Consider the following 18,700-nt stretch of genomic DNA (forward strand, 5'->3'; position numbering starts at 1 on the left):
AGTGTATCGGCAGCCCGGAGGCCCCCTAACGATCATTCAGTGTGGGATGCCGCACTGTGGTCGCGGTCGACTAGTCAAACTTGGTTATTACGCTTGTACGGTGTCTGCGACTCGGTTGATGATCCTGGGGCTGGTTCGGTGGATGCAGCCCGTGCACGGCTACGACGTACGCCGCGAGCTGTTGAGCTGGGGTGCCGACAAGTGGGCGAACGTGCAGCCCGGCTCGATCTACCACGCGTTGCGCAAGCTGACCGAGGAGGGCCTGTTGCGGGCGGTCGCCACCGAGCAGGTCGGTGCCCGTCCGGCGCGCACCACCTACGAGGTGACGCCCAAGGGGGGCGAGGAGTTCGAGACGTTGCTGCGGGCGCAGTGGTGGCAGCTGCACGAGGTGCCGGACCCGTTCGCGGCGGCCTTCTCGTTCCTGCCGGCGATGCCCCGCGAGGAGGCGGCGGCGGCGCTGCGCAACCGGGCGAACCTGCTGCGCGCCGGTGTCGAGTCGATGCGTGCCTCGTTGGACTCCGACTGGGTGCGCGACAGCAAGCCGGTGCACGTGACCTGGATGTTCGAGCTGTGGCTGGCCCGGGCCGAGGCGGAGATGGCGTGGTGCGGGCGGATCGCCGAGCGGATCGACTCCGGGGTGTCGTACCTGCCTGCTGGGCTGACGGGGGAGGGCGTCTGGCCCGGCTGGACCGACGGCGCTCCGCAGCGCGGCACGGCCGAGGGTGCTCTGCCGCCCGGCACGACCGACGGTGCTCTGCCGCCCGGCACGACCGACGGTGCTCCGCCGCCCGTCGAGAAAAGTAATAATCAACGTTGACCATAGAAGCTATATCGCGTTAGCCTGCTTCCGGCCCGTTGCGGGAGTGCGCCGCATGGCGTCACGGGGGCAGACGACGGCCGGCACCACCCGGCCCGGACGACCAGGAGCAGAGATGATCGAGACCAGAGGGCTGCGGAAGTCGTTCCGCTCCCGGCAGGGTCGGGAGACGAAAACGGTCGACGCCGTCCGGGGGGTGAACCTCCAGGTCCCGGCGGGAGAGATCTTCGGTTTCCTCGGCCCCAACGGCGCCGGCAAGACCACCACCCTGCGGATGCTCGCCACGCTCATCGAGCCGGACGGCGGCGAGGCCACCATCGCCGGTGCCGACCTGCGCAAGGACCCGGCCGAGGTACGCCGCCGGATCGGCTACGTCGCCCAGGGCGGCAGCACCTGGGACGAGAGCACCGCCCGCGAGGAACTCGTCCTGCACGCCCGGATGTACGGCATCGGCAAGGCCGACGCGCACCGCCGCGCGGTCCGCGCCCTGGAGGCCTTCCAGCTCACCGAGTACGCGGACCGCAAGTGCAAGACCTACTCGGGCGGCCAGCGGCGACGGGTGGAGATCGCCCTCGGCATCATCCACGAGCCGAAGATCGTCTTTCTCGACGAGCCGACCACCGGCCTCGACCCGCAGAGCCGCGCGCACATGTGGGACGAGATCCGCCGGCTGCGTACCGAGGGGATGACCGTCTTCATCACCACGCACTACCTCGACGAGGCCGACGCGCTCTGCGACCGGATCGCGATCATGGACCACGGCGAGGTGGTCGCCGAGGGCACCCCGGCCGAGCTGAAGCGGGAGATCTCCGGCGACGTCGTGCTCGTCGGACTCGACGTGGCGAGCACCCCGCAGGCCGCCGAACTCCTCGACAGCGAGGAATACCTCAACAAGCTGGAGACCGTCAACGAGGGCGGACTGCGCCTCTACGTCGACGAGGGCACCACCGCCATCCCGCAGGTCCTGCGCCGGCTCGACCACGCCGGGCTGGTCATGAGCTCCATCGAGCTGCACCGCCCCAGCCTCGACGACGTCTTCCTCACCAAGACCGGCCGCTCGCTGCGCGAGTCCTGAGACACCGGAGACCACGGATGAAATTCGCCCGCGACACCTGGCTGATCTTCCAACGCCAACTTCAACTGCTGCTGCGCAACCCGGTCTGGGTCTTCGTCGGCGTCTTCCAGCCGGTGATGTACCTGCTGCTCTTCGCCCCGCTGCTCAAGCCGGCGCTGAACGCGCCCACCCAGGCCGCCGCCTACAAGATCTTCGTACCGGGCCTGCTGGTGCTGCTGGCCATCTTCGGCGGACTGTTCCAGGGCTTCGGCCTGATCGCCGAACTGCGCGCCGGGGTCATCGAGCGGTCCCGGGTCACCCCGATCAGCCGGCTCGCCCTGCTGCTCGGCCGCTCCCTGCGCGACGTCGTCTCGCTGATCGTGCAGGCGATCATCATCACCCTGCTGGCGCTCCTGTTCGACCTGCGGGTCTTCATCGGGGACCTGCTGCTGGCGTACCTGATGCTGGCCCTGATCGCGCTGATGACCTCGGCCGTCTCGTACGGCGTCGCACTCAAGGTCAAGAGCGAGGACGCGCTCGCCCCGTTGATGAACACCGTGGCCCAGCCGGTGCTGCTGCTCTCCGGCATCCTGCTGCCGCTCACCTTCGCCCCCGGCTGGCTCCAGGGGGTCGCCGAGTGGAACCCGTTCTCCTGGGCGGTCGACGGCACCCGGGCGTTGTTCGCCGGTGACCTCGCCAACGACAAGGTGTGGCAGGGGCTGGGCATCATCGCGGTGCTCGCCGCCGCCGGGGTCTTCTGGGCGGCCCGACAGTTCGCCCGCAGCGTCCGCTGACGATCCCCACCCCGGGCGAGGCCCGGTCACGGGCTCGTCGCGTCAGACCGTCGCCCCACCTCCCCACGACTCCCCACCTCCCCACGGCATCCCGGCTTCCCGGCCGGATGCCGTGGGGAGGTGATCGACTGTGTGCCGCCGAGCGGTATCGGTGCGAGGTGGACACCGCAACATCGGCCCAGGGGAGCCGAACTCGCCATTCCCCCGGCCGGCCGGTCAGTGCACCCGGGCGAGGGTGACGCCGTCGGCCAGGGGGAGCAGCACCGCGTCGACGCGTACGTCGGCGAGCACCTCGTCGTTGAAAGCGGCGATCGCCCGGTCGGCGGCGTCACGGGGGGCGAGCACCCGGCCGCCGCGCAGGGTGTTGTCGACCGCGATGACCGCGCCGGGCCGCATCCTCGGCACCAACTCCGCCCAGTACACCGGGTAGCCGGTCTTGTCGGCGTCGATGAAGGCGAAGTCCAGGTAACGCTCGTGCGGCAACTCCCGCAGCGTCTCCGCAGCCGGGCCGATGCGCAACTCGATCCGGTCGGCCACTCCGGCGCGCTGCCAGTAGGACCGGGCGATACCGGTGAACTCCTCCGAAATGTCGAAGCAGGTGAGCCGACCGTCCTCGGGCAGCCCACGGGCGATCGCCAGCGACGACAGCCCGGTGAACGTGCCCACCTCGACGGCCTGCCGGGCACCCAGCAGCCGGGTCAGGAAGGTGAGGAACGCCGCCTGCTCCGGCGCCACCTGCATCTCGGCGTGCGCCGGCAGCACCGCGCGGGTCTCCTCAGCCAGATCGCGGATGATCTCGTCCGGCGGAGACCCGTGGGCGACGAGGTAGGCGTGCAGTTCCGGCGTCAGCGGCAGCGACTTCGTGGTCATGACCGGACGTTAGCCCAGCGGCTCGATCTCCTGGGCGCCCGGCGCGACCTTCGACCACAGGTCGGTGATGCTCAGCTCCAGATCGCGCAACAACCCACGGAGCAGCGGCAACGACAACCCGACCACCGTTCCCGGATCACCCTCGATCCCGTTCAGGAACGCCCCGCCCAACCCGTCGATGGTGAACGCCCCCGCCACCGCCAACGGTTCACCCGTGGCCACGTACGCGGCGATCTCCGCATCGGTGACGTCCGCGAAGTGCACGACCGTCGAGGCCACCGCCTCCGCGCGGGACTCACGCACCACGTCGAGCAGACAGTGCCCGGTGTGCAACACCCCGCTGCGCCCACGCATCCGCTCCCACCGTCGGGTGGCGTCGGCCGCATCCGCCGGCTTGCCGAGAATCTCACCGTCGAACGCGAGCACCGAGTCGCACCCCAACACCAGAGTCCGCTCGTCCGCAGTGGTACGCAGCCGGTCGGACACCGCCTGCGCCTTCAGCCGGGCCAACTCCAGGCAGAGATCCTCGGCCCGATCCGCGACCACCTGGGACTCGTCGACCCCACTCACCAGTACGTCCGGCTCGATCCCGGCGGCCTGGAGCAACTTGCGGCGGGCGGGGCTCTGCGAGGCGAGTACGAGGCGCAGCGGCAAAGAATTGGACACGGGCCGACGCTACCGGCTGATCCGTGGTGGCGGGTCGTCGGCACGTCGGCGACGACGCCACACCAGGAACCCGCACCCGGCAGCCACGATCACCCCCAACGTCGCCCACCCCCGTGCGGCGGCACCGCCATCGTCGTTCCCACCGGACGATGACGTGGCTGCGCTCGTCGTCCCTGCCTGCGGGGGAGCGGCGGTGACGCTCTCGAAGCCGAGGGGTGGGACATCGGCGGTGAGCGCGGCCACCAGGTCGATGACGCCATAGCCGTACTCGTCGTCCCGGCCGGGAGGACCTTTGTCGACAGCTGTGGCCGTCAGCCGGTGTACGACCTCGGCGGCGGGAAGGTAGGGGTACTTCGAGCGGACCAGCGCCGCCGCCCCGGCAACAATGGCCGTCGCATCGGACGTACCGGTGCTCTTGCGGTAACGACCACCAAGACTGGGGCAGTAAATGTCAATCGCGGGCGCAACCAAATCTACCTCCGGTCCAGTCACTGATACCGGGAGGTGCCTTCCATTGCGATCTATTCCTCCAACTGCCAATACGCCTTCTGTTGAAGCTGGGTAGCTAGCGCGGCTTTCTCTTGGCGCATTGCCAACGCCTGCCACGATTAGTATATCTGCATTTTGTGCGCTAGATATTGCTTGTTGTAATTCTTTGGTGGGCGAACTGGCGGCCGATATACTTATTATGTCGGCACCGCTTCGCGCAGCAAAATCGATGCTGGCTGCTAAGTCGTCTGGATTTCCCATGCCGCTTGGTGGGGTATCAAAAATGGGTAAGATTTTAGCTTCGGGTGCCACTCCCAAGGCGCCTATCCGGTTCGGTCTGCCATGTGCGGCGATGAGGCCCGCCATGCACGTACCGTGGCTGTTGCGATCTTCTTGGCCGTCCCCGCGGCCTCCGGGGATCATGTCTGATCCTGGAAGTAGATTTCTGCGCAAATCGACGTGGGGGTCTACCCCTGTGTCGGGAACTGCTACGACTACACCCTTGCCGCGAGCAACTGCATGTGCAGCCTTCACATTTAAGTAGTCTAGATGCCACTGGTCATTCCGTACGCGCTCTGATCCATCGGGGCGCGGGGTTCCTGCAATGGCGGTCGAAGTTGGGATTGAAATGATACAGATTAGCGAAGTGATTGTAATTGTGAAGGCTTTTCTCATGGGCGATTCACCGAGGAAAGCCGATTGCTGGCCCTGGGTCGATGGGGCCACCCTCGTCGGGAGGGTTGACGATTGGAGCTACTCCATGGTCCGTTTCCCACGGGTTGTCCGGATCCCAACGCCGGCTTTCTGTATCGAATCGGCTTTTCGGGAATTGTGTGGGCGTGCCGCTCAAACCCGAGAAAGATCCCTGTCCGGGCCCACCGCCTATGGGTGGAAGGCCGTGTACGGAGGAGTATTGCGAACCTCGTCCAGCGCCTGGTCGAGATCCGGCGGCGCCGGTTGGCGCGGTGCCGGCGGATCCTCCGCCGATTACTCCGCCGATGGGATTGACCCTGCGAGTTGGGGGCCCTCCTGGTTGCCCGGCACCATAGGCTGGCGCGCCCCCTATTAATCCACCAGGCAAATTTGGGCGGGCTGCATTTGTGGGGGGATGGATATTTGCTTCGGCGCTCTGGCCCTGGTTTGGCCGAATTGGCGGATTGGATATTCGCGCTATGGGTGTTGGCGGCGGAAGGTGTGGCATTTTAGTTCCGGCGGCAGTCGTAGTGTTCAGAGAGTTTGTAGGTGTTGTCGGTGAGGTGGCAGTGGGTGGCGGTGGATTCGATGCGATTCCTCCGAGGGTTGGACCATCTCCGATGACTGATCCAACCGATGGCGACTTCAGCGTCGGAGGCAACTGCGGCTTTTGGACTGGTTTCTTCGGGCTAGGCGGATGTGCTATGGGTATAGGTGTGATTGGTGGAATAATCGGAACTGCACTGACGGCGCTGTAGGGGTCGGTACCGAGTTGCTCGATCCGAGGACTTGGTCGTGTGACTGGAGGTTTTTGGAGCATTGCTTGGGCTTGTTGGAGTTCACCACTGAGCCCGAACATGATCCCGCGTGCCTGCACGTTCAACCGCTCCAGGTCGCCATCGCTCACCGGTGGGTCCACCACCCGGCTGCCCATCGCCGCCTTGGGGTCGGCCAGTGTGGCTTCGTACCCCCGCTTCTGCTGGAGCTTCGTCGCGTACTCGTCGTGCAGCCGCTTCAGTTGCGGTCTGGTGCTGTCGATGGCGCGGGCGGCGGCGGCGAGGGCGTCGTGGTTGGCGGCGGCGGTGTCGTGGGTGTGCTGGACCCTGCTGATCAGCTCGTCCAGTTCACCGAGGTACGCCTTGGCGGCGTCGTTGGTGGCGGGTGGCCATGCCTCGGCGAGGCCGCTGCGGTACTGCTGGAGTCTCCGCAGATGAGCCTGGGCGAGGTCGCAGACCTTGCGCCATCCCGCGACGTGTTTCCAGTGCCCCTGGGTCTCCTGGTCCTGGAGGCAGGCCCACATGCTGAGCACGTCCATGAGTTGCCAGTCGGTGAGGCCGGAGGTGCGGCCGCTGCCCCGTTCGATCACGGCAGCACCACCGGGCCCGGATTTTCGGGGCTGTTGGGCGCGGGAGCGGTCCACGAGGAACGGCCGGTGAGAGTGGATGCGGTGACCTGCGCGCCGTGCAGGGCGCGTTCGACGTCGGTCAGCCGGGCGTTGGCGAAGGCGTCGGCACCCTGGTAGTCGGTGGCGATCCGGTTGGCGGCGGTCGCCAGCCGGCCGGTGGCGCCGGCCAGGCCGTGCACCAGGTCGGAGGTGGCCTGCTGGGTCTCCCAGTGCGCTTGGAGGAAGTGCACCAGCTCGATGAACGCGTCGCACGGGTTGGGTACGGCGGCGGTCATGTCGTCGGCGATGTAGCGCAGGTGTGGCGTGTAGTTCCGTTCGACCTCGGCCTGGAGTTGGTCGGCGAACTCCCGCATCTGTCGGATGTCGGCCTCGATGCCGCCGTAGTTGCCCAGCCAAGAAGCTGGGCGGCCCTCCTCAGGGATCACTGGTCCTCCCGAACGTCACGACACCGTCTCCCAGAGTGAGGCTAGTGGCTGTTCGGCGATCCCGGCAGCCCCGGCACTGGCCCCGGCCGCCCTCCGCCAGTCAGCAGCCCGGCACTGGCTCCGGCCGTCCTCGGCCAGTCAGCAGCCCCGGACGGCCGCCGTCGGCCGCCGGCCGTCGGCCGGCAAGCCTGGCCCGGTGGCGTCGGCTGTCAGCGGGGCAGGCCGGAGGTGCGCCAGGCGTCACGACCGGGCACCGGGACCACGCCGACCGGACGGGCGCTACGGGCCCACGTGGACCCTGCGGCGGGCCTGGGTGTGCCGGCCGGCCGGGAACGGAGGGTGATCGCGCCCACGAGCGCGGCCAGTTCCTCGGCGGTGGGAACCCCCCGGACTACCCGGAACAGCGGCTCTTCGGCAGACATGTCGCCAGGGTACGCGTCGACAAGTTGACCCACGTCGCACAGTGGCGTGCCGGCGGTGTGCGCGTTGGTGCGGCCGGGTACCGTCTCACCGATGTCTGACGTGCCTTCCCAACTCGTCGCTGACCGGTACCGGCTGCTCGCGCCGCTCGGTCAGGGTGGCATGGGCCGGGTCTGGAGGGCACGTGACGAGGTGCTGCACCGGGACGTCGCCATCAAGGAGTTGGTCCCGCCGCCCAGCCTGACCGACGACGAGCGGCGCGAGATGCGGGAGCGGTCGCTGCGTGAGGCGCGGGCGATCGCCCGGCTCAACCACGTCAACGTGGTGCGCATCTTCGACGTGCTGCGTACCGACGGTGACCCGTGGATCGTCATGGAGTACGTGGCGTCGAGGTCGTTGCAGGACACCCTCGCCGAGGACGGCCCGGTGCCCCCGGCCCGCGCGGTGGAGATCGGCCTGGGCGTGCTGGGCGCGCTGAAGTCCGCCCACAAGGCCGGGGTGATGCACCGGGACGTCAAGCCGGGCAACGTGCTGCTCGGCACCGACGGTCGGGTGGTGCTGACCGATTTCGGACTGGCCACCATTCCCGGCGACCCGAACGTCACCCGGACGGGAATGGTGCTGGGCTCGCCCGCGTACATCGCGCCGGAGCGGGCCCGCGACGGCACCGCCGGGCCGGAGGCGGACCTCTGGTCGTTGGGGGCGACGCTCTACGCGGCCGTGGAGGGCAAGTCGCCGTACGCCCGGCCGTCGGCGATCGGCACCCTGGCCGCGCTGGCCACGGAGCCGCTGCCGCCGGCCAGGAACGCCGGCCCGTTGAAGCCGGTGCTGACCGGCCTGCTCCGCAAGGACCCGACCGAGCGGATCACCGCCGAGGTCGCGGAGCGCATGCTGCGCCGGGCCGCCGGCAAGCGCGCCAGGGGCATCTCACTGCTCGACGGGGTACGCCGGCCGGGGCCGAACGGCCCACGTGAGCCGCGTACGCCGGTGGTGCCGGCACCCCGCCCGGCGCAGGGCGGGGGCGCGAAGACCTCGTCGTCCCTGGCCGCCGCGGCGGGGGCCGCCACCGGCACCGCGGCGGCGAAGGCGGCGTCGGACAGTGCCGCCGCGCGGGCCACGGCGGGTGGTGCCACCGCTACGGGTGGCGCTGCGGAGGCGACTGTCGTCACCGGGGCGTCGACCACGGGTGCGGACGTCACCACGAAGATGTCGGCCGGTGCGGACGCCGGGCCCACCACGAAGGTCACCCCACCGGGTGGTGTCGACGACGCGCCGACCAGCATGGTGGAGTCGGCCGGGACTACGCCCACCGGTGGGGCTGCCGCGTCGGTGGCTGCGGATGCCGCACCGACCGGTGGGGTCGTCCCGTCGAGCGACGCGGACGCCGCACCGACCACCCGGGTCCCCGGGTCGACGCCTGCGGAAACCGCGCCGACCGGGAAGGCCGGTGTCCCGACCGATGCCGGGCCGTCGGGCGCGGTCGCCCCGGCGGCCCGCGCCGGTCTCGACCCGGCCCCGCCGGCCAACCCCACCGCCGTGCTGGACACGCCGGTCAGCCCGTCCGCCGGGTCCGCCGGAGTCGCCTCCGTCCCGGTGTACGACGAGACGCCACCGGACCACAAGCGACGTAACCTGCTGATCGGCGCGCTGGTCGCGGTGCTGCTGGTGGGATTGGCGCTGGCCGTCCCATTGCTGACCAGCTCCGACGAGCCGGGGGACGGCACCCCGCAGGCCGACCCGACGAGCGTCGCCGCGTCCTCCGCCGCCCCGACGTCGGCTCCGGCGGCTCCGCCCCCGACCAGCGCCGCGCCCAGCCCGACGCCGTCGGCCACCCCTTCCACCGACCCGAACGCGCTGCCTGAGGGTTGGGAGATGTACCAGGGGCCGACGTTCAAGGTCCCGGTGCCGAAGGGCTGGCGGCGCAGCGTCCGTTCCGACTCGGTCGTCATCACCGAGCCGAACGGGGTGCGGGAACTGCTCATCCAGTGGACGTCCAGCCCGCTCAAGGACGCGGTCGCCGACTGGAAGAACAAGGAACCGGCCCGGAAGAACATCGTCAACAACTACCAGTATCTCGACATCAAGGCGTGCGGCGGTTACCGCACCTGCGCCGACTGGGACTGGTTGGAAACCCGGGACAACACCCTCATCCACGTCCGCAACCGGGGGTTCGTCACCGCCACCAACCGGGGCTACGCCATCCGGTGGGAGGTGGCGGCGAAGGACTGGAACGCCAACCTGGACAACTTCGCCCTGATCACCAGCCGGTTCGTGCCGGACCGGAATAACTGACCCGGGGGATTCCCGCCGGGGGTGAAATCGTTTCGCATGACTTTCCGTCATCCGGGGTATCTGACCCGGGACGACGGAAGGAGGTAGCGAGATGAGTTACCGACGCAGGGATGCCCGGCCGAGACTGGCACTGTGGATGCTCGTCGCCCTCGGCGATGTCGTCCTGCTGCTGTTGAGCGCCGGCGTGGCCGCGCTGGTCGTGTCGATCGCCGTCGTGACGGTCGCCGCCGCCGGGGTCGCCGCCTGGCGGCTGAGCCGACGGACCGCGACGCCCGCCGCCACGGATGCCGTGACCATGCCGTTGACCAGCCGGAAGAGCGCCTGACCCGACGGGGTCCACGAACCGCGACGGCGGCAGCCGGACCAGCCATCGACCCTACGGTGATGACCGGTCCCGCTGCCGCCGAGCCGGCTGCGGGGGCGGTCAGGTGTTGTTCGCGAGCGCGACCAGCCGGGACCGGGTGCCGTTCCAGTAGTTGCGGTCGACGTTGCCGCTGATCCCGGAGACGCTGCCGGTGCTGGTGTACTGCCAGAAGCTCCAGACCGAGGCGCCGGCCGGCAGGGTGCCGGGCGCGCTCGCCCAGCGGGCCACCCAGAGCGGGTGGTTGGCCCACGGGGCCGTCCAACTGCCGGTGCACTGGTTCCACCAGCTCGTGGTGGTGTAGATGACCGCGTACCGGCCGGTGCGGGAGCGGTAGGTGTTGAGGAAGTCCTGGATCCAGTTGCGCATCCCGGTGGTGGACAGCCCGTAGCAGGTGCCGCCGCTGTACGGGTTGGCCTCGACGTCGAGCGCGGCCGGCAGGGTGCGGCTGTCCGCCGACCAGGCCCCGCCGTTGCTGGCGAGGTAGTTGGCCTGGGTGGCGCCGGAGGAGATGTTCGGCCGGGCGAAGTGGTACGCGCCCCGGATCACCCCGGCGTTGTAGGCGTTGACGTAGTTGGTGTTGAAGTCCGGGTCCTTGTAGCTCGTACCCTCGGTGGCCTTGATGAAGGCGAACTCGATTCCGGCGTTGCGGGCGCTGCTCCAGTTGATGGAGCCCTGGTAGTGGGAGACGTCGACGCCGGCGGTGGTGGCGGCGGCCGCGGGTGCGGCCGTGACGACGAGGGCCGCGGCCGCGGTGGCGGCGACGGTGAGACCGGCGGCGAACAGCCGGCGCAACGACAATCTGGTACGGGTCATGGATTCCTCCAGGGACGCCAATCGATTGACGCCAATCTTTGGAGATTCCTGCCCTTGATCGCAAGAGGTCCTAAGGAAACTTTCATCGACAACGGTCGAGTCGATCTGCGGTGATCCGAAGCGGTCAGGGCAGGCCAGGGGCGGTATCAGGCAGCGGGCCGGCTCAGCGCAGCGCGGCCGGGTCGAGCTGCCACCGGAACGGCTCGGCCAGGGTCAGCGTCTCGCCGGCCTTCGCCACCTGGTCCTCCACGTAGTGCCTGCCGTCGAGCCGGTGGAGTCGCAACGAGTGGGCGTCGCCGTCCTGCTCGACCAGCAAATACCACGGGATGCCGGCGAGCGCGTAGAGCTGCATCTTGACCAGACGGTCGGCGGCGGCGTTGCCCGGGGAGACGATCTCGCAGACCAGCGCGACCTCACCGGCCTCGACCACCGTGCCCTCGTCGTCGGTGTCGGCGACCACCACGTCGGGAATGATGATCCGGTCCACCCCGAGCCGCACGTTCACCGCCTTGAACACCAGCAGCCGACCCGCCGCAGCCTCGGCGCTGTTGGCCAGCAAGCGGGACACCCGCTGGTGCCGCTTGCTCGGAGCAGGGCTCACGATCAGGCTCCCGTCGAGCAGTTCGATCCGGTTCGGGGTGTCGCCCATGGCGAGGTAGTCGGCCTCGGTCCAGAGGCCGACGTGGTGTTCCAGGGGAGCCGCGCTCACCGGCCCTCACCTCCCGTTCCGCTCGCCGCCCGGTCAGTCTCACACGATACGAGGCGACGAGCGTCGAGCGACATGAACCGGGCCGGGTAGGCTCCCCGGCCATGGTGTCGATCGACGGGCTGGGCGACCTCTGGGACCGGCTGTTCAGCGCCCAACCCGACCCGCCGCCCCTGCTGGTGGTGCTCACCGCCCTGGCCGCGCTGGCGGTCGTCGCGGTCCGGTCGTCCTGGCGGGTCGCCCGCAACGCGGTGACCATCGCCCACGAGGGGGGTCACGCCCTGGCGGCGCTGCTCACCGGGCGGCGGCTGCACGGCATCCGGCTGCACTCGGACACCTCCGGCCTCACCCTCAGCGCCGGCCGCCCCACCGGCCCCGGCATGATCCTCACCCTGCTCGCCGGGTACGTCGCGCCGTCGCTGGTCGGCCTGGGTGGTGCCTGGCTGCTCGGTGGCAACCGGATCACCCTGCTGCTCTGGGTCGCGGTGGCACTGCTGCTCGCCATGCTGCTGCTGGTCCGCAACGTCTTCGGGATGCTCTCCCTGCTGGTCACCGGCGGGGTAGTGCTCGTCGTCTCCTGGTACGCCACCCCGCAGGTGCAGGCCGTGTTCGCCTGGACCTCGGTCTGGTTCCTGCTGATCGGCGGCGTCCGGCCGGTCTTCGAGCTGCAACGGCTGCGCAGCCGGGGCCGGATGCCCGAGTCCGACGCCGACCAGCTGGCCCACCTGACGCCCTTCCCGGCGTTGCTCTGGGTGGTCGTCTTCGGGCTGGTCAACCTGTTCGCCCTCGCCGTCGGCGCGGTCCTGCTCGCCGGGCCGCTGCTCACCAGGGCCGGCATTCCGCTCTGAGGCCGTCCACCCGGGCCGCTCCACCGCGACCGCACCTCCAGCGGCACCCCGCGTCGAGCCGTCGGGCGTCCGTGCGGTGCGCGCACCTGCGGGCGACGCCGGGTCGCCGACCTGGCCGGATGCGGGCAGAATCGGTCCGATGCGATACGTGATCATCGGAGCGGGCGCGGTCGGCGGCACCATCGGCGTACTGCTGGGAGAGGCCGGGCGCGACGTCACACTGGTGGCTCGGGGCGCGCACCTGGACGCGATCCGCCGCCGGGGGCTCACGCTGCGTACCCCCGACCGGTCGCTGACCTGGCGTGGGCCGGCCACCGGCGGGCCGGGCCCGGAGCCGCTGCCGGCCGACACCGCCCTGGTACTGACCGTCAAGTCGCAGCACACCTGGGCCGCCCTGGACGCCTGGGCGGACACCCCGGTCGTCGGCGGTGGCACGGCCGGGCAACGGTTGCCACTGTTCACCGCGCAGAACGGGGTGGCGAACGAGCCGACCGCGCTGCGCCTGTTCGCCCATGTCCACCCGGTCTGCGTGTGGTTGCCGGCGACCCATCTCGACCCGGGACGGGTGATCGCCAGTGGTCACCCGTACCCGGGGATGTTGCACCTGGGCCGCTATCCGGCCGGTGCCGACGAGACCGACGTGGCGGTGTCGGCGGACCTGACCGCCGCCGGCTTCGTCGCCCCGGTGCGGCCCGACGTGATGCGGTGGAAGTACGGCAAGCTGTTGAACAACCTCGGCAACGGGGTGCAGGCCCTGCTCGGTGGCGACCTTCCCGGCTGGCTGCTCGACCGGGTCCGGGCCGAGGGCGTCGCCGTGCTCGCCGCCGCCGGCATCGCGCACTCCAGCGAGGACGAGGAACGGACCGAGCGGGGTGACCGGGTCGGCACCCGGCCGGTCGACGGGCAACCCCGCAGCGGCAGCTCGACCTGGCAGAGCCTGACCCGGGCGGCGGGTTCCACCGAGGCCGACCACCTCAACGGTGAGATCGTGCAGCTCGGCCGCCGGCACGGGGTGCCCACGCCGGCCAACACCGCCGTGCAGATCGCGGTCCGCCGGCTGGCGCGGGAACGACTGCCCGCCGGCACCTTCCCGCTGGCCGAACTGACCGACCTGGTGCAGCGACCAGAATGATCGGCTGACCACGCAACCCACCGGTGTGCGGCGCGCGTGTCACCTGCGACCGCCACGGGGAGGTACCAGGGTGCCGGACGTCGACGGGTTCGACGAGTTCTACCGGGGCAGCCGACACCGGCTGCTCGGCTTCGTCTGCGCGCTCACCGGCAACCTGGCCGAGGCGCAGGACGCCGTGCAGGAGGCGTACGTGCGGGCCTGGCAACGCTGGTCGACGGTGAGCGGGTACGACGACCCGGAAGCCTGGGTACGGGTGGTGGCCTCCAGGATCGCGGTCAGCCGTTGGCGCAGCCTGCGCAGTCGGGCCCGCGCCTACCTGCGGCACGGGGCGACCGAGAGCGTGCCCGGCCCCGGCACCGACACCCTGGAAGTGGTCGCCGCCCTGCGGCAACTGCCCGAGGAACAGCGCATCGCGCTCGCCCTGTACTACCTGGTCGGCATGCCCGTCGCCGAGGTGGCCCGGCAGACCGCAGCCCCGGTGGGCACGGTCAAGGCCCGGCTCTCCCGGGGGCGTGCCGCGCTCGCCGGGCTGCTCACCGTTGCTGACCTGGAGGAGGTCTGATGGCTGAGGATCCGACCTTCGTCGACCGGCTGCACCGGGACCTGCGTACGGTTCACTGGCCCGAGCCGGCGGAGATCCGGGCCCGCGCCCGTCGCCGGGCCCGTCGGACGGCGGGGCTGTCGGCGGTGACGGTGCTCGTGGTGCTGGCCGGCTCCGCCGCGCTGGTGACCGGGCGGTCCGCCGGGCTGCCGTCACCCACCGCCCCGGTGGCGGCCTCGGACTCCGCACCGGTCGTCTACCCGGCCCGGACGGAGATCCCCCTCGCCGCCCTGCTGACCCCCGCCGACCTGCCCGTGCGGACCGGGGCCCGGCTGGGCGGGACGGGGCTGGCCGAGACCGTCCAGGTCGACCCGCTGCTCGAATCGTGCGGGCGGGAACGTGCGGTCGCCGCCCAACTGCCGGTGTCCCGCGCCTCCCGTTCACAGACCCTGCTGCGTCCCGGAGCCCGCACCGACGTCCCGGTCGCCCAGGTGCTGAGCCAGGACGTCTACCGGATCGACCCACCCCGGGGCCGGTGGCTGTTCGGGGAGATCTACCGGCTGCTCGACGCCTGCGCGACGTGGACCCTCGGCGCGTCCCTGCTGACCGCCGATCAGCAGCCGGCCCGCACCGGGCAGGAGCACCGCTGGGAGCCCGCGGCGAGAGACTTCGCCGGTGACCAGTCGGTGCTGCTGCGGCACGTGACGTCGCAGCCCCGGGCGCAGGCCGACGGGGAGCCGGCCGGCCGGCCGGCAGCCGTCGAGGCGACCCTGGTGGTCCGGGTCGGTGACCTGGTGACCGTGGTCGCGCCCGCCCCGGAAACGGTCGCCGACCGGGTCGACGGCACCGGTCCGGAGCTGACCCAGGCCGCCCTCGTCGCGTTGGGCGGGAGAGCCGCGAAACGCCTCTGCCCGGCCACCGACTCGCCCTGCTGACCGGCCCGGGTTCCCCCGGCCCTGCTGACTGGCCTGCGGGCTGCCGGCCCTTACCGGCTCGCTTGCCCCCGGCGGGGGTCCTGCTCTGCTGCCCGGTGCGCGCCAGGGCGGCTGCCCGGTCCACCGTCGGCACGTCCGGGGCCGGGTCGGCTACAGCGGGATGTTGCCGTGCTTCTTCGGCGGCAACGTCTCCCGCTTGGTCCGCAGCACCCGCAGCGCCCGGACGATCTGGGTCCGGGTCTCGTGCGGCGGGATCACCGCGTCGACGTACCCGCGCTCGGCGGCGACGTACGGGTTGGCCAGGGTGTCCTCGTACTCGGCGATCCGCTCGGCCCGGACGGCGGCGGGGTCCTCGGCGGCGGCCAGCTCCTGCCGGTAGAGGATGTTCACCGCGCCCTGCGCACCCATCACCGCGATCTGCGCCGTCGGCCAGGCGAAGTTCAGGTCCGCCCCGAGATGCTTGGAGCCCATCACGTCGTACGCCCCGCCGTACGCCTTGCGGGTGATCACGGTGACCTTCGGCACGGTCGCCTCGGCGTACGCGTAGAGCAGCTTCGCGCCCCGGCGGATGATGCCATCCCACTCCTGGCCGGTGCCGGGCAGGAACCCGGGAACGTCCACGAAGGTCAGCACCGGGATGTTGAACGCGTCGCAGGTACGCACGAACCGGGCCGCCTTCTCCGAGGCGGCGATGTCGAGGGTGCCGGCGAAGTGCATCGGCTGGTTGGCGACCACCCCCACCGGGCGGCCCTCCACCCGGCCGTAGCCGACCACGATGTTCTGCGCGTAGAGCGGCTGCACCTCCAGGAACTCGCCGTCGTCGAGGACGTGCTCGACGACCCGGTGCATGTCGTACGGCTGGTTGGCCGAGTCGGGGACCAGGGTGTCCAGTTCCCGGTCGGCGTCGGTGACGTCGAGGTCGGCCGGCGCGTCGAGGACCACCGGTTCGTCCAGGTTGTTCGACGGCAGGTAGGACAGCAGCGCCTTGACGTAGTCGATCGCGTCGTCCTCGTCGGTGGCCAGGTAGTGCGCGTTGCCGCTGCGCGTGTTGTGGGTACGCGCGCCACCCAGCTCCTCCATCGCCACGTCCTCGCCGGTGACCGTCTTGATGACGTCCGGGCCGGTGATGAACATGTGCGAGGTCTGGTCGACCATCACGGTGAAGTCGGTGACCGCCGGGGAGTAGACGGCGCCACCCGCGCACGGACCCATGATCAGCGAAACCTGGGGGATGACCCCGCTGGCCCGTACGTTGCGGAAGAAGATCTCGCCGTAGAGGCCGAGCGAGACGACGCCCTCCTGGATGCGCGCGCCACCGGAGTCGTTGATCCCGACCACCGGGCAGCCGATCTTCATGGCCAGGTCCATCACCTTGACGATCTTTTCGCCGAAGACCTCGCCGAGGGAGCCGCCGAAGACGGTGAAGTCCTGCGCGAAGACGCAGACCTGCCGGCCGTCCACGGTGCCGTAACCGGTGACCACCCCGTCGCCGTACGGGCGGGTGCGGTCCAGGCCGAAATTGGTGGACCGGTGCCGGGCGAACTCGTCCAGCTCGACGAAGGAGCCCTCGTCGAGCAGCAGCTCGATCCGCTCCCGGGCGGTCTTCTTGCCCCGCGCGTGCTGCTTCTCCACCCCGCGCGCGCCCGCGTGGACCGCCTCGTCGACCCGTCGCTCCAGGTCCGCCAGCTTGCCCGCGGTGCTGTGGATGTTGGTCCCGGTCTCGGTAGTCACCCTGGGAATATAACGATGGTTCAGGCCGACGCCGCTGTGCAGTACGCCTCAGTAGCTTCCGGCGGAGGCTGGCCGGGCGGCGGCGTCGGCCCCGGCCCGTAGGCTGGCGGGATGCCGGGTTCGCCGTACACCGATCTGGATCGACCGCCGCTGTCGGCGGCGCGGCTGTCCCGGGCGTTGACCGCGCCGCTGGGCCCCTGGCGGCGGCTGGACCTGCGGTCGGAGACCGGCTCGACCAACGCCGACGTGGCCGACGCCGCGCGGGCCGGCGAGCCGGAGGGCCTGGTCGTGGTCGCCGAGCGGCAGACCGCCGGCCGGGGCCGACGCGGTCGGGTCTGGCAGTCACCGCCGCGGGCGGGCCTCGCGACCAGCGTCCTGCTGCGGCCCGGAGAGGCCGTCACCGAGCGCGACTGGCCGCCCGCGCCCCCGACCGGGTACGGCTGGCTGCCGCTGCTCGCCGGTGTCGCGCTGGTCGAGGCGGTGTCCCGGCTGGCCGAGCTGGACGCCGGGTTGAAGTGGCCCAACGACCTGCTGGTCGGCGAGGCCAAGTGCGCCGGCATCCTGGCCGAGGCGGTGCCGGCGGCCGGGTCGGCCGAGCCACCCGCGATCGTGCTCGGCATCGGCCTGAACGTGACGCTGCGCGCCGACGAACTGCCGGAGAACCCCACCGGCCTGCCGGCCACCTCGCTGCAACTGGCCGGGGCCACCGCGACCGACCGTGATCCGCTGCTACGGGCCCTGCTGCGCGGCCTCGCCGACTGGTACGACAGGTGGCGGGCGGCCGGCGGTGACGCCGACGCGTGCGGCCTGCGGGAGGCGTACCTGGTCTCCTGCGCCACGGTGGGCCGGCAGGTGCGGGTGCTGCTGCCCGACGGTTCCGCGTTGACCGGGCTCGCCACCGGGGTGGATCCCGACGGGCACCTGCTGGTCGACACCGCTGCCGGTCAGCGGCGGCTGGCCGCCGGGGACGTGCTGCACCTGCGCTGACCGGGCCGTCTGCGGTCGGTTCGTGCGTGGGGTGCACGGCGGGCCGCCCGGCTGATCCGGCGGGTCGTGTCGACCGGTTACGGTCAGCGCGTCCGGTTGTCGGCTAGGAGGTTCCCGTGGCGTTCCCCGAAGACGTGCTCACCGAGGACGAGCACGTCGTCCTGCACCTGCACCCGCACTGGAAGGCGCTGCTGCGGCCGGTCCTGGTGCTGGTCATCGGTGTCGCGGCGGTGGTGGCGGGCTGGCTCCTGCTGCCCGACGGCGACGGTGGCGCGCTGGTGCTCGCCGTGGTCGCCGGTCTGTTCCTGATCGCGGTGCTCTGGCTGGGGTTGTGGCCGTTCCTGGTCTGGCGCAGCACGCACTACCTGTTCACCAACGAGCGGGTGCTGCTCCAGGAGGGGGTCTTCTCCCGGCACCGGCGGGACCTGCCGCTGGCCCGGATCAACGACCACTCGATGACCCAGCGGTTCACCGAACGGCTGCTGGGGTGCGGCACGCTCACCATCGAGTCGGCCGGCGAGCGGGGGCAGTCGGTGCTCGTCGACGTGCCCCGGGTCGACCGGGTGCAGACCACCCTCTACGAGCTGGTGGAGGCGCAGCACGACAAGCACACGCTTGGCGACGGGGAGATGCGCGACATCCTGGCCGACATGCGGGAGGGCAAGCCGCTGCGCGACACCACCGGCTGACCCGGGCGGGGGTGCGCGACGGCCCCGGG

At 70.7% G+C, this 18,700-nt stretch carries 20 protein-coding genes; 12 read left to right on the top strand and 8 right to left on the bottom strand.

The annotated features are described in order from the left end of the window. Positions 1 to 100: 100 nt before the first annotated feature. The 3 genes from J7462_RS24375 (at position 101) to J7462_RS24385 (ending at position 2,665) form a co-directional block, all read left to right on the top strand. Complete coding sequence (locus J7462_RS24375; protein ID WP_308291015.1) at positions 101 to 817, top strand: PadR family transcriptional regulator; 717 nt, start codon at positions 101 to 103, stop codon at positions 815 to 817. Positions 818 to 932: 115 nt separating this feature from the next. Further along, complete coding sequence (locus J7462_RS24380) at positions 933 to 1,892, top strand: ATP-binding cassette domain-containing protein (protein ID WP_219467060.1); 960 nt, start codon at positions 933 to 935, stop codon at positions 1,890 to 1,892. A gap of 17 nt (positions 1,893 to 1,909) precedes the next feature. After that, positions 1,910 to 2,665: an ABC transporter permease gene (locus tag J7462_RS24385; RefSeq protein WP_208568600.1), complete on the top strand. Its 756-nt coding sequence runs from the start codon at positions 1,910 to 1,912 to the stop codon at positions 2,663 to 2,665. 216 nt (positions 2,666 to 2,881) lie between these two features. Here the strand turns inward: J7462_RS24385 and J7462_RS24390 are convergent, their stop codons facing one another. Genes J7462_RS24390 through J7462_RS24400 form a run of 3 tightly spaced genes read right to left on the bottom strand, consistent with a single transcriptional unit; the run spans position 2,882 to position 5,365 of the window. Further along, positions 2,882 to 3,535, bottom strand: a complete 654-nt coding sequence (locus tag J7462_RS24390; protein WP_219467063.1) for an O-methyltransferase — start codon at positions 3,533 to 3,535, stop codon at positions 2,882 to 2,884. Between the two features lie 9 nt (positions 3,536 to 3,544). Beyond that, complete coding sequence (locus tag J7462_RS24395) at positions 3,545 to 4,201, bottom strand: nucleoside triphosphate pyrophosphatase (RefSeq protein ID WP_208568598.1); 657 nt, start codon at positions 4,199 to 4,201, stop codon at positions 3,545 to 3,547. Positions 4,202 to 4,210: 9 nt separating this feature from the next. Continuing rightward, the gene (locus J7462_RS24400; protein WP_219467066.1) at positions 4,211 to 5,365 is read right to left on the bottom strand and encodes a S8 family serine peptidase; all 1,155 of its coding nucleotides are present in this window, start codon (positions 5,363 to 5,365) and stop codon (positions 4,211 to 4,213) included. Between the two features lie 974 nt (positions 5,366 to 6,339). On the opposite strand from J7462_RS24400, the gene J7462_RS33435 reads away from it, so the two are divergent. Then, entirely contained in the window at positions 6,340 to 6,597 is a 258-nt protein-coding gene (locus J7462_RS33435; protein ID WP_219467069.1) for a hypothetical protein, read from the top strand. A gap of 148 nt (positions 6,598 to 6,745) precedes the next feature. On the opposite strand, the gene J7462_RS24410 is transcribed toward J7462_RS33435, so the two are convergent. Then, on the bottom strand, positions 6,746 to 7,213 hold the full coding sequence (locus tag J7462_RS24410) for a hypothetical protein (protein WP_219467072.1): 468 nt from the start codon (positions 7,211 to 7,213) through the stop codon (positions 6,746 to 6,748). A gap of 209 nt (positions 7,214 to 7,422) precedes the next feature. Next, positions 7,423 to 7,635 carry an acyl-CoA carboxylase subunit epsilon gene (locus J7462_RS24415; RefSeq protein WP_219467074.1) on the bottom strand — a complete coding sequence of 71 codons (213 nt, stop codon included), beginning with the start codon at positions 7,633 to 7,635 and terminating at the stop codon, positions 7,423 to 7,425. A 91-nt stretch (positions 7,636 to 7,726) separates the two neighbouring features. Between J7462_RS24415 and J7462_RS24420 the strand changes: the two genes are divergently transcribed. After that, positions 7,727 to 9,925: a serine/threonine-protein kinase gene (locus J7462_RS24420; protein ID WP_219467077.1), complete on the top strand. Its 2,199-nt coding sequence runs from the start codon at positions 7,727 to 7,729 to the stop codon at positions 9,923 to 9,925. 91 nt (positions 9,926 to 10,016) lie between these two features. Further along, a complete protein-coding gene (locus J7462_RS24425) occupies positions 10,017 to 10,250 on the top strand; it encodes a hypothetical protein (protein ID WP_219467080.1) in 234 nt (77 codons plus the stop codon). A gap of 99 nt (positions 10,251 to 10,349) precedes the next feature. Here the strand turns inward: J7462_RS24425 and J7462_RS24430 are convergent, their stop codons facing one another. Both J7462_RS24430 and J7462_RS24435 read right to left on the bottom strand, forming a co-directional pair. After that, on the bottom strand, positions 10,350 to 11,102 hold the full coding sequence (locus J7462_RS24430; protein ID WP_219467083.1) for a GH25 family lysozyme: 753 nt from the start codon (positions 11,100 to 11,102) through the stop codon (positions 10,350 to 10,352). Between the two features lie 163 nt (positions 11,103 to 11,265). Continuing rightward, positions 11,266 to 11,811 carry a Uma2 family endonuclease gene (locus tag J7462_RS24435; RefSeq protein WP_308291017.1) on the bottom strand — a complete coding sequence of 182 codons (546 nt, stop codon included), beginning with the start codon at positions 11,809 to 11,811 and terminating at the stop codon, positions 11,266 to 11,268. Positions 11,812 to 11,912: 101 nt separating this feature from the next. On the opposite strand from J7462_RS24435, the gene J7462_RS24440 reads away from it, so the two are divergent. From J7462_RS24440 to J7462_RS24455, 4 genes are all read left to right on the top strand, one after another. Then, positions 11,913 to 12,656 (top strand): M50 family metallopeptidase, encoded by a 744-nt coding sequence (locus J7462_RS24440; protein ID WP_219467086.1) that lies wholly within the window; start codon positions 11,913 to 11,915, stop codon positions 12,654 to 12,656. 139 nt (positions 12,657 to 12,795) lie between these two features. Continuing rightward, on the top strand, positions 12,796 to 13,788 hold the full coding sequence (locus J7462_RS24445) for a ketopantoate reductase family protein (protein WP_219467089.1): 993 nt from the start codon (positions 12,796 to 12,798) through the stop codon (positions 13,786 to 13,788). 70 nt (positions 13,789 to 13,858) lie between these two features. Next, a complete protein-coding gene (locus J7462_RS24450; protein ID WP_208568590.1) occupies positions 13,859 to 14,350 on the top strand; it encodes a SigE family RNA polymerase sigma factor in 492 nt (163 codons plus the stop codon). Continuing rightward, positions 14,350 to 15,264 carry a hypothetical protein gene (locus J7462_RS24455; protein WP_219467092.1) on the top strand — a complete coding sequence of 305 codons (915 nt, stop codon included), beginning with the start codon at positions 14,350 to 14,352 and terminating at the stop codon, positions 15,262 to 15,264. The genes J7462_RS24450 and J7462_RS24455 overlap by 1 nt, the downstream gene beginning before the upstream one ends. A 150-nt stretch (positions 15,265 to 15,414) precedes the next feature. On the opposite strand, the gene J7462_RS24460 is transcribed toward J7462_RS24455, so the two are convergent. After that, positions 15,415 to 16,995, bottom strand: coding sequence for an acyl-CoA carboxylase subunit beta (locus tag J7462_RS24460; RefSeq protein WP_219467094.1), 1,581 nt, complete (start codon positions 16,993 to 16,995; stop codon positions 15,415 to 15,417). A 111-nt stretch (positions 16,996 to 17,106) separates the two neighbouring features. Here J7462_RS24460 and J7462_RS24465 point away from each other — a divergent pair, with 111 nt between their 5' ends. Beyond that, positions 17,107 to 17,982: a biotin--[acetyl-CoA-carboxylase] ligase gene (locus J7462_RS24465; protein WP_219467098.1), complete on the top strand. Its 876-nt coding sequence runs from the start codon at positions 17,107 to 17,109 to the stop codon at positions 17,980 to 17,982. A gap of 116 nt (positions 17,983 to 18,098) precedes the next feature. Further along, positions 18,099 to 18,671 (top strand): PH domain-containing protein, encoded by a 573-nt coding sequence (locus J7462_RS24470; RefSeq protein ID WP_208568586.1) that lies wholly within the window; start codon positions 18,099 to 18,101, stop codon positions 18,669 to 18,671. Positions 18,672 to 18,700 lie beyond the last annotated feature (29 nt).

This window comes from Micromonospora sp. RL09-050-HVF-A (genome assembly GCF_019374995.1).
Taxonomy (GTDB): domain Bacteria; phylum Actinomycetota; class Actinomycetes; order Mycobacteriales; family Micromonosporaceae; genus Micromonospora; species Micromonospora antibiotica.

Bases quoted from the DNA above. Each gene is read 5' to 3' on its own strand.
- J7462_RS24380 (WP_219467060.1), top strand. From the start codon at position 933: ATGATCGAGACCAGAGGGCTGCGGAAGTCGTTCCGCTCCCGGCAGGGT.
- J7462_RS24390 (WP_219467063.1), bottom strand. From the start codon at position 3,535: ATGACCACGAAGTCGCTGCCGCTGACGCCGGAACTGCACGCCTACCTC.
- J7462_RS24465 (WP_219467098.1), top strand. From the start codon at position 17,107: ATGCCGGGTTCGCCGTACACCGATCTGGATCGACCGCCGCTGTCGGCG.
- J7462_RS24400 (WP_219467066.1), bottom strand. From the start codon at position 5,365: ATGAGAAAAGCCTTCACAATTACAATCACTTCGCTAATCTGTATCATT.
- J7462_RS24440 (WP_219467086.1), top strand. From the start codon at position 11,913: ATGGTGTCGATCGACGGGCTGGGCGACCTCTGGGACCGGCTGTTCAGC.
- J7462_RS24445 (WP_219467089.1), top strand. From the start codon at position 12,796: ATGCGATACGTGATCATCGGAGCGGGCGCGGTCGGCGGCACCATCGGC.
- J7462_RS24420 (WP_219467077.1), top strand. From the start codon at position 7,727: ATGTCTGACGTGCCTTCCCAACTCGTCGCTGACCGGTACCGGCTGCTC.
- J7462_RS24430 (WP_219467083.1), bottom strand. From the start codon at position 11,102: ATGACCCGTACCAGATTGTCGTTGCGCCGGCTGTTCGCCGCCGGTCTC.
- J7462_RS24455 (WP_219467092.1), top strand. From the start codon at position 14,350: ATGGCTGAGGATCCGACCTTCGTCGACCGGCTGCACCGGGACCTGCGT.
- J7462_RS24385 (WP_208568600.1), top strand. From the start codon at position 1,910: ATGAAATTCGCCCGCGACACCTGGCTGATCTTCCAACGCCAACTTCAA.
- J7462_RS24415 (WP_219467074.1), bottom strand. From the start codon at position 7,635: ATGTCTGCCGAAGAGCCGCTGTTCCGGGTAGTCCGGGGGGTTCCCACC.
- J7462_RS24425 (WP_219467080.1), top strand. From the start codon at position 10,017: ATGAGTTACCGACGCAGGGATGCCCGGCCGAGACTGGCACTGTGGATG.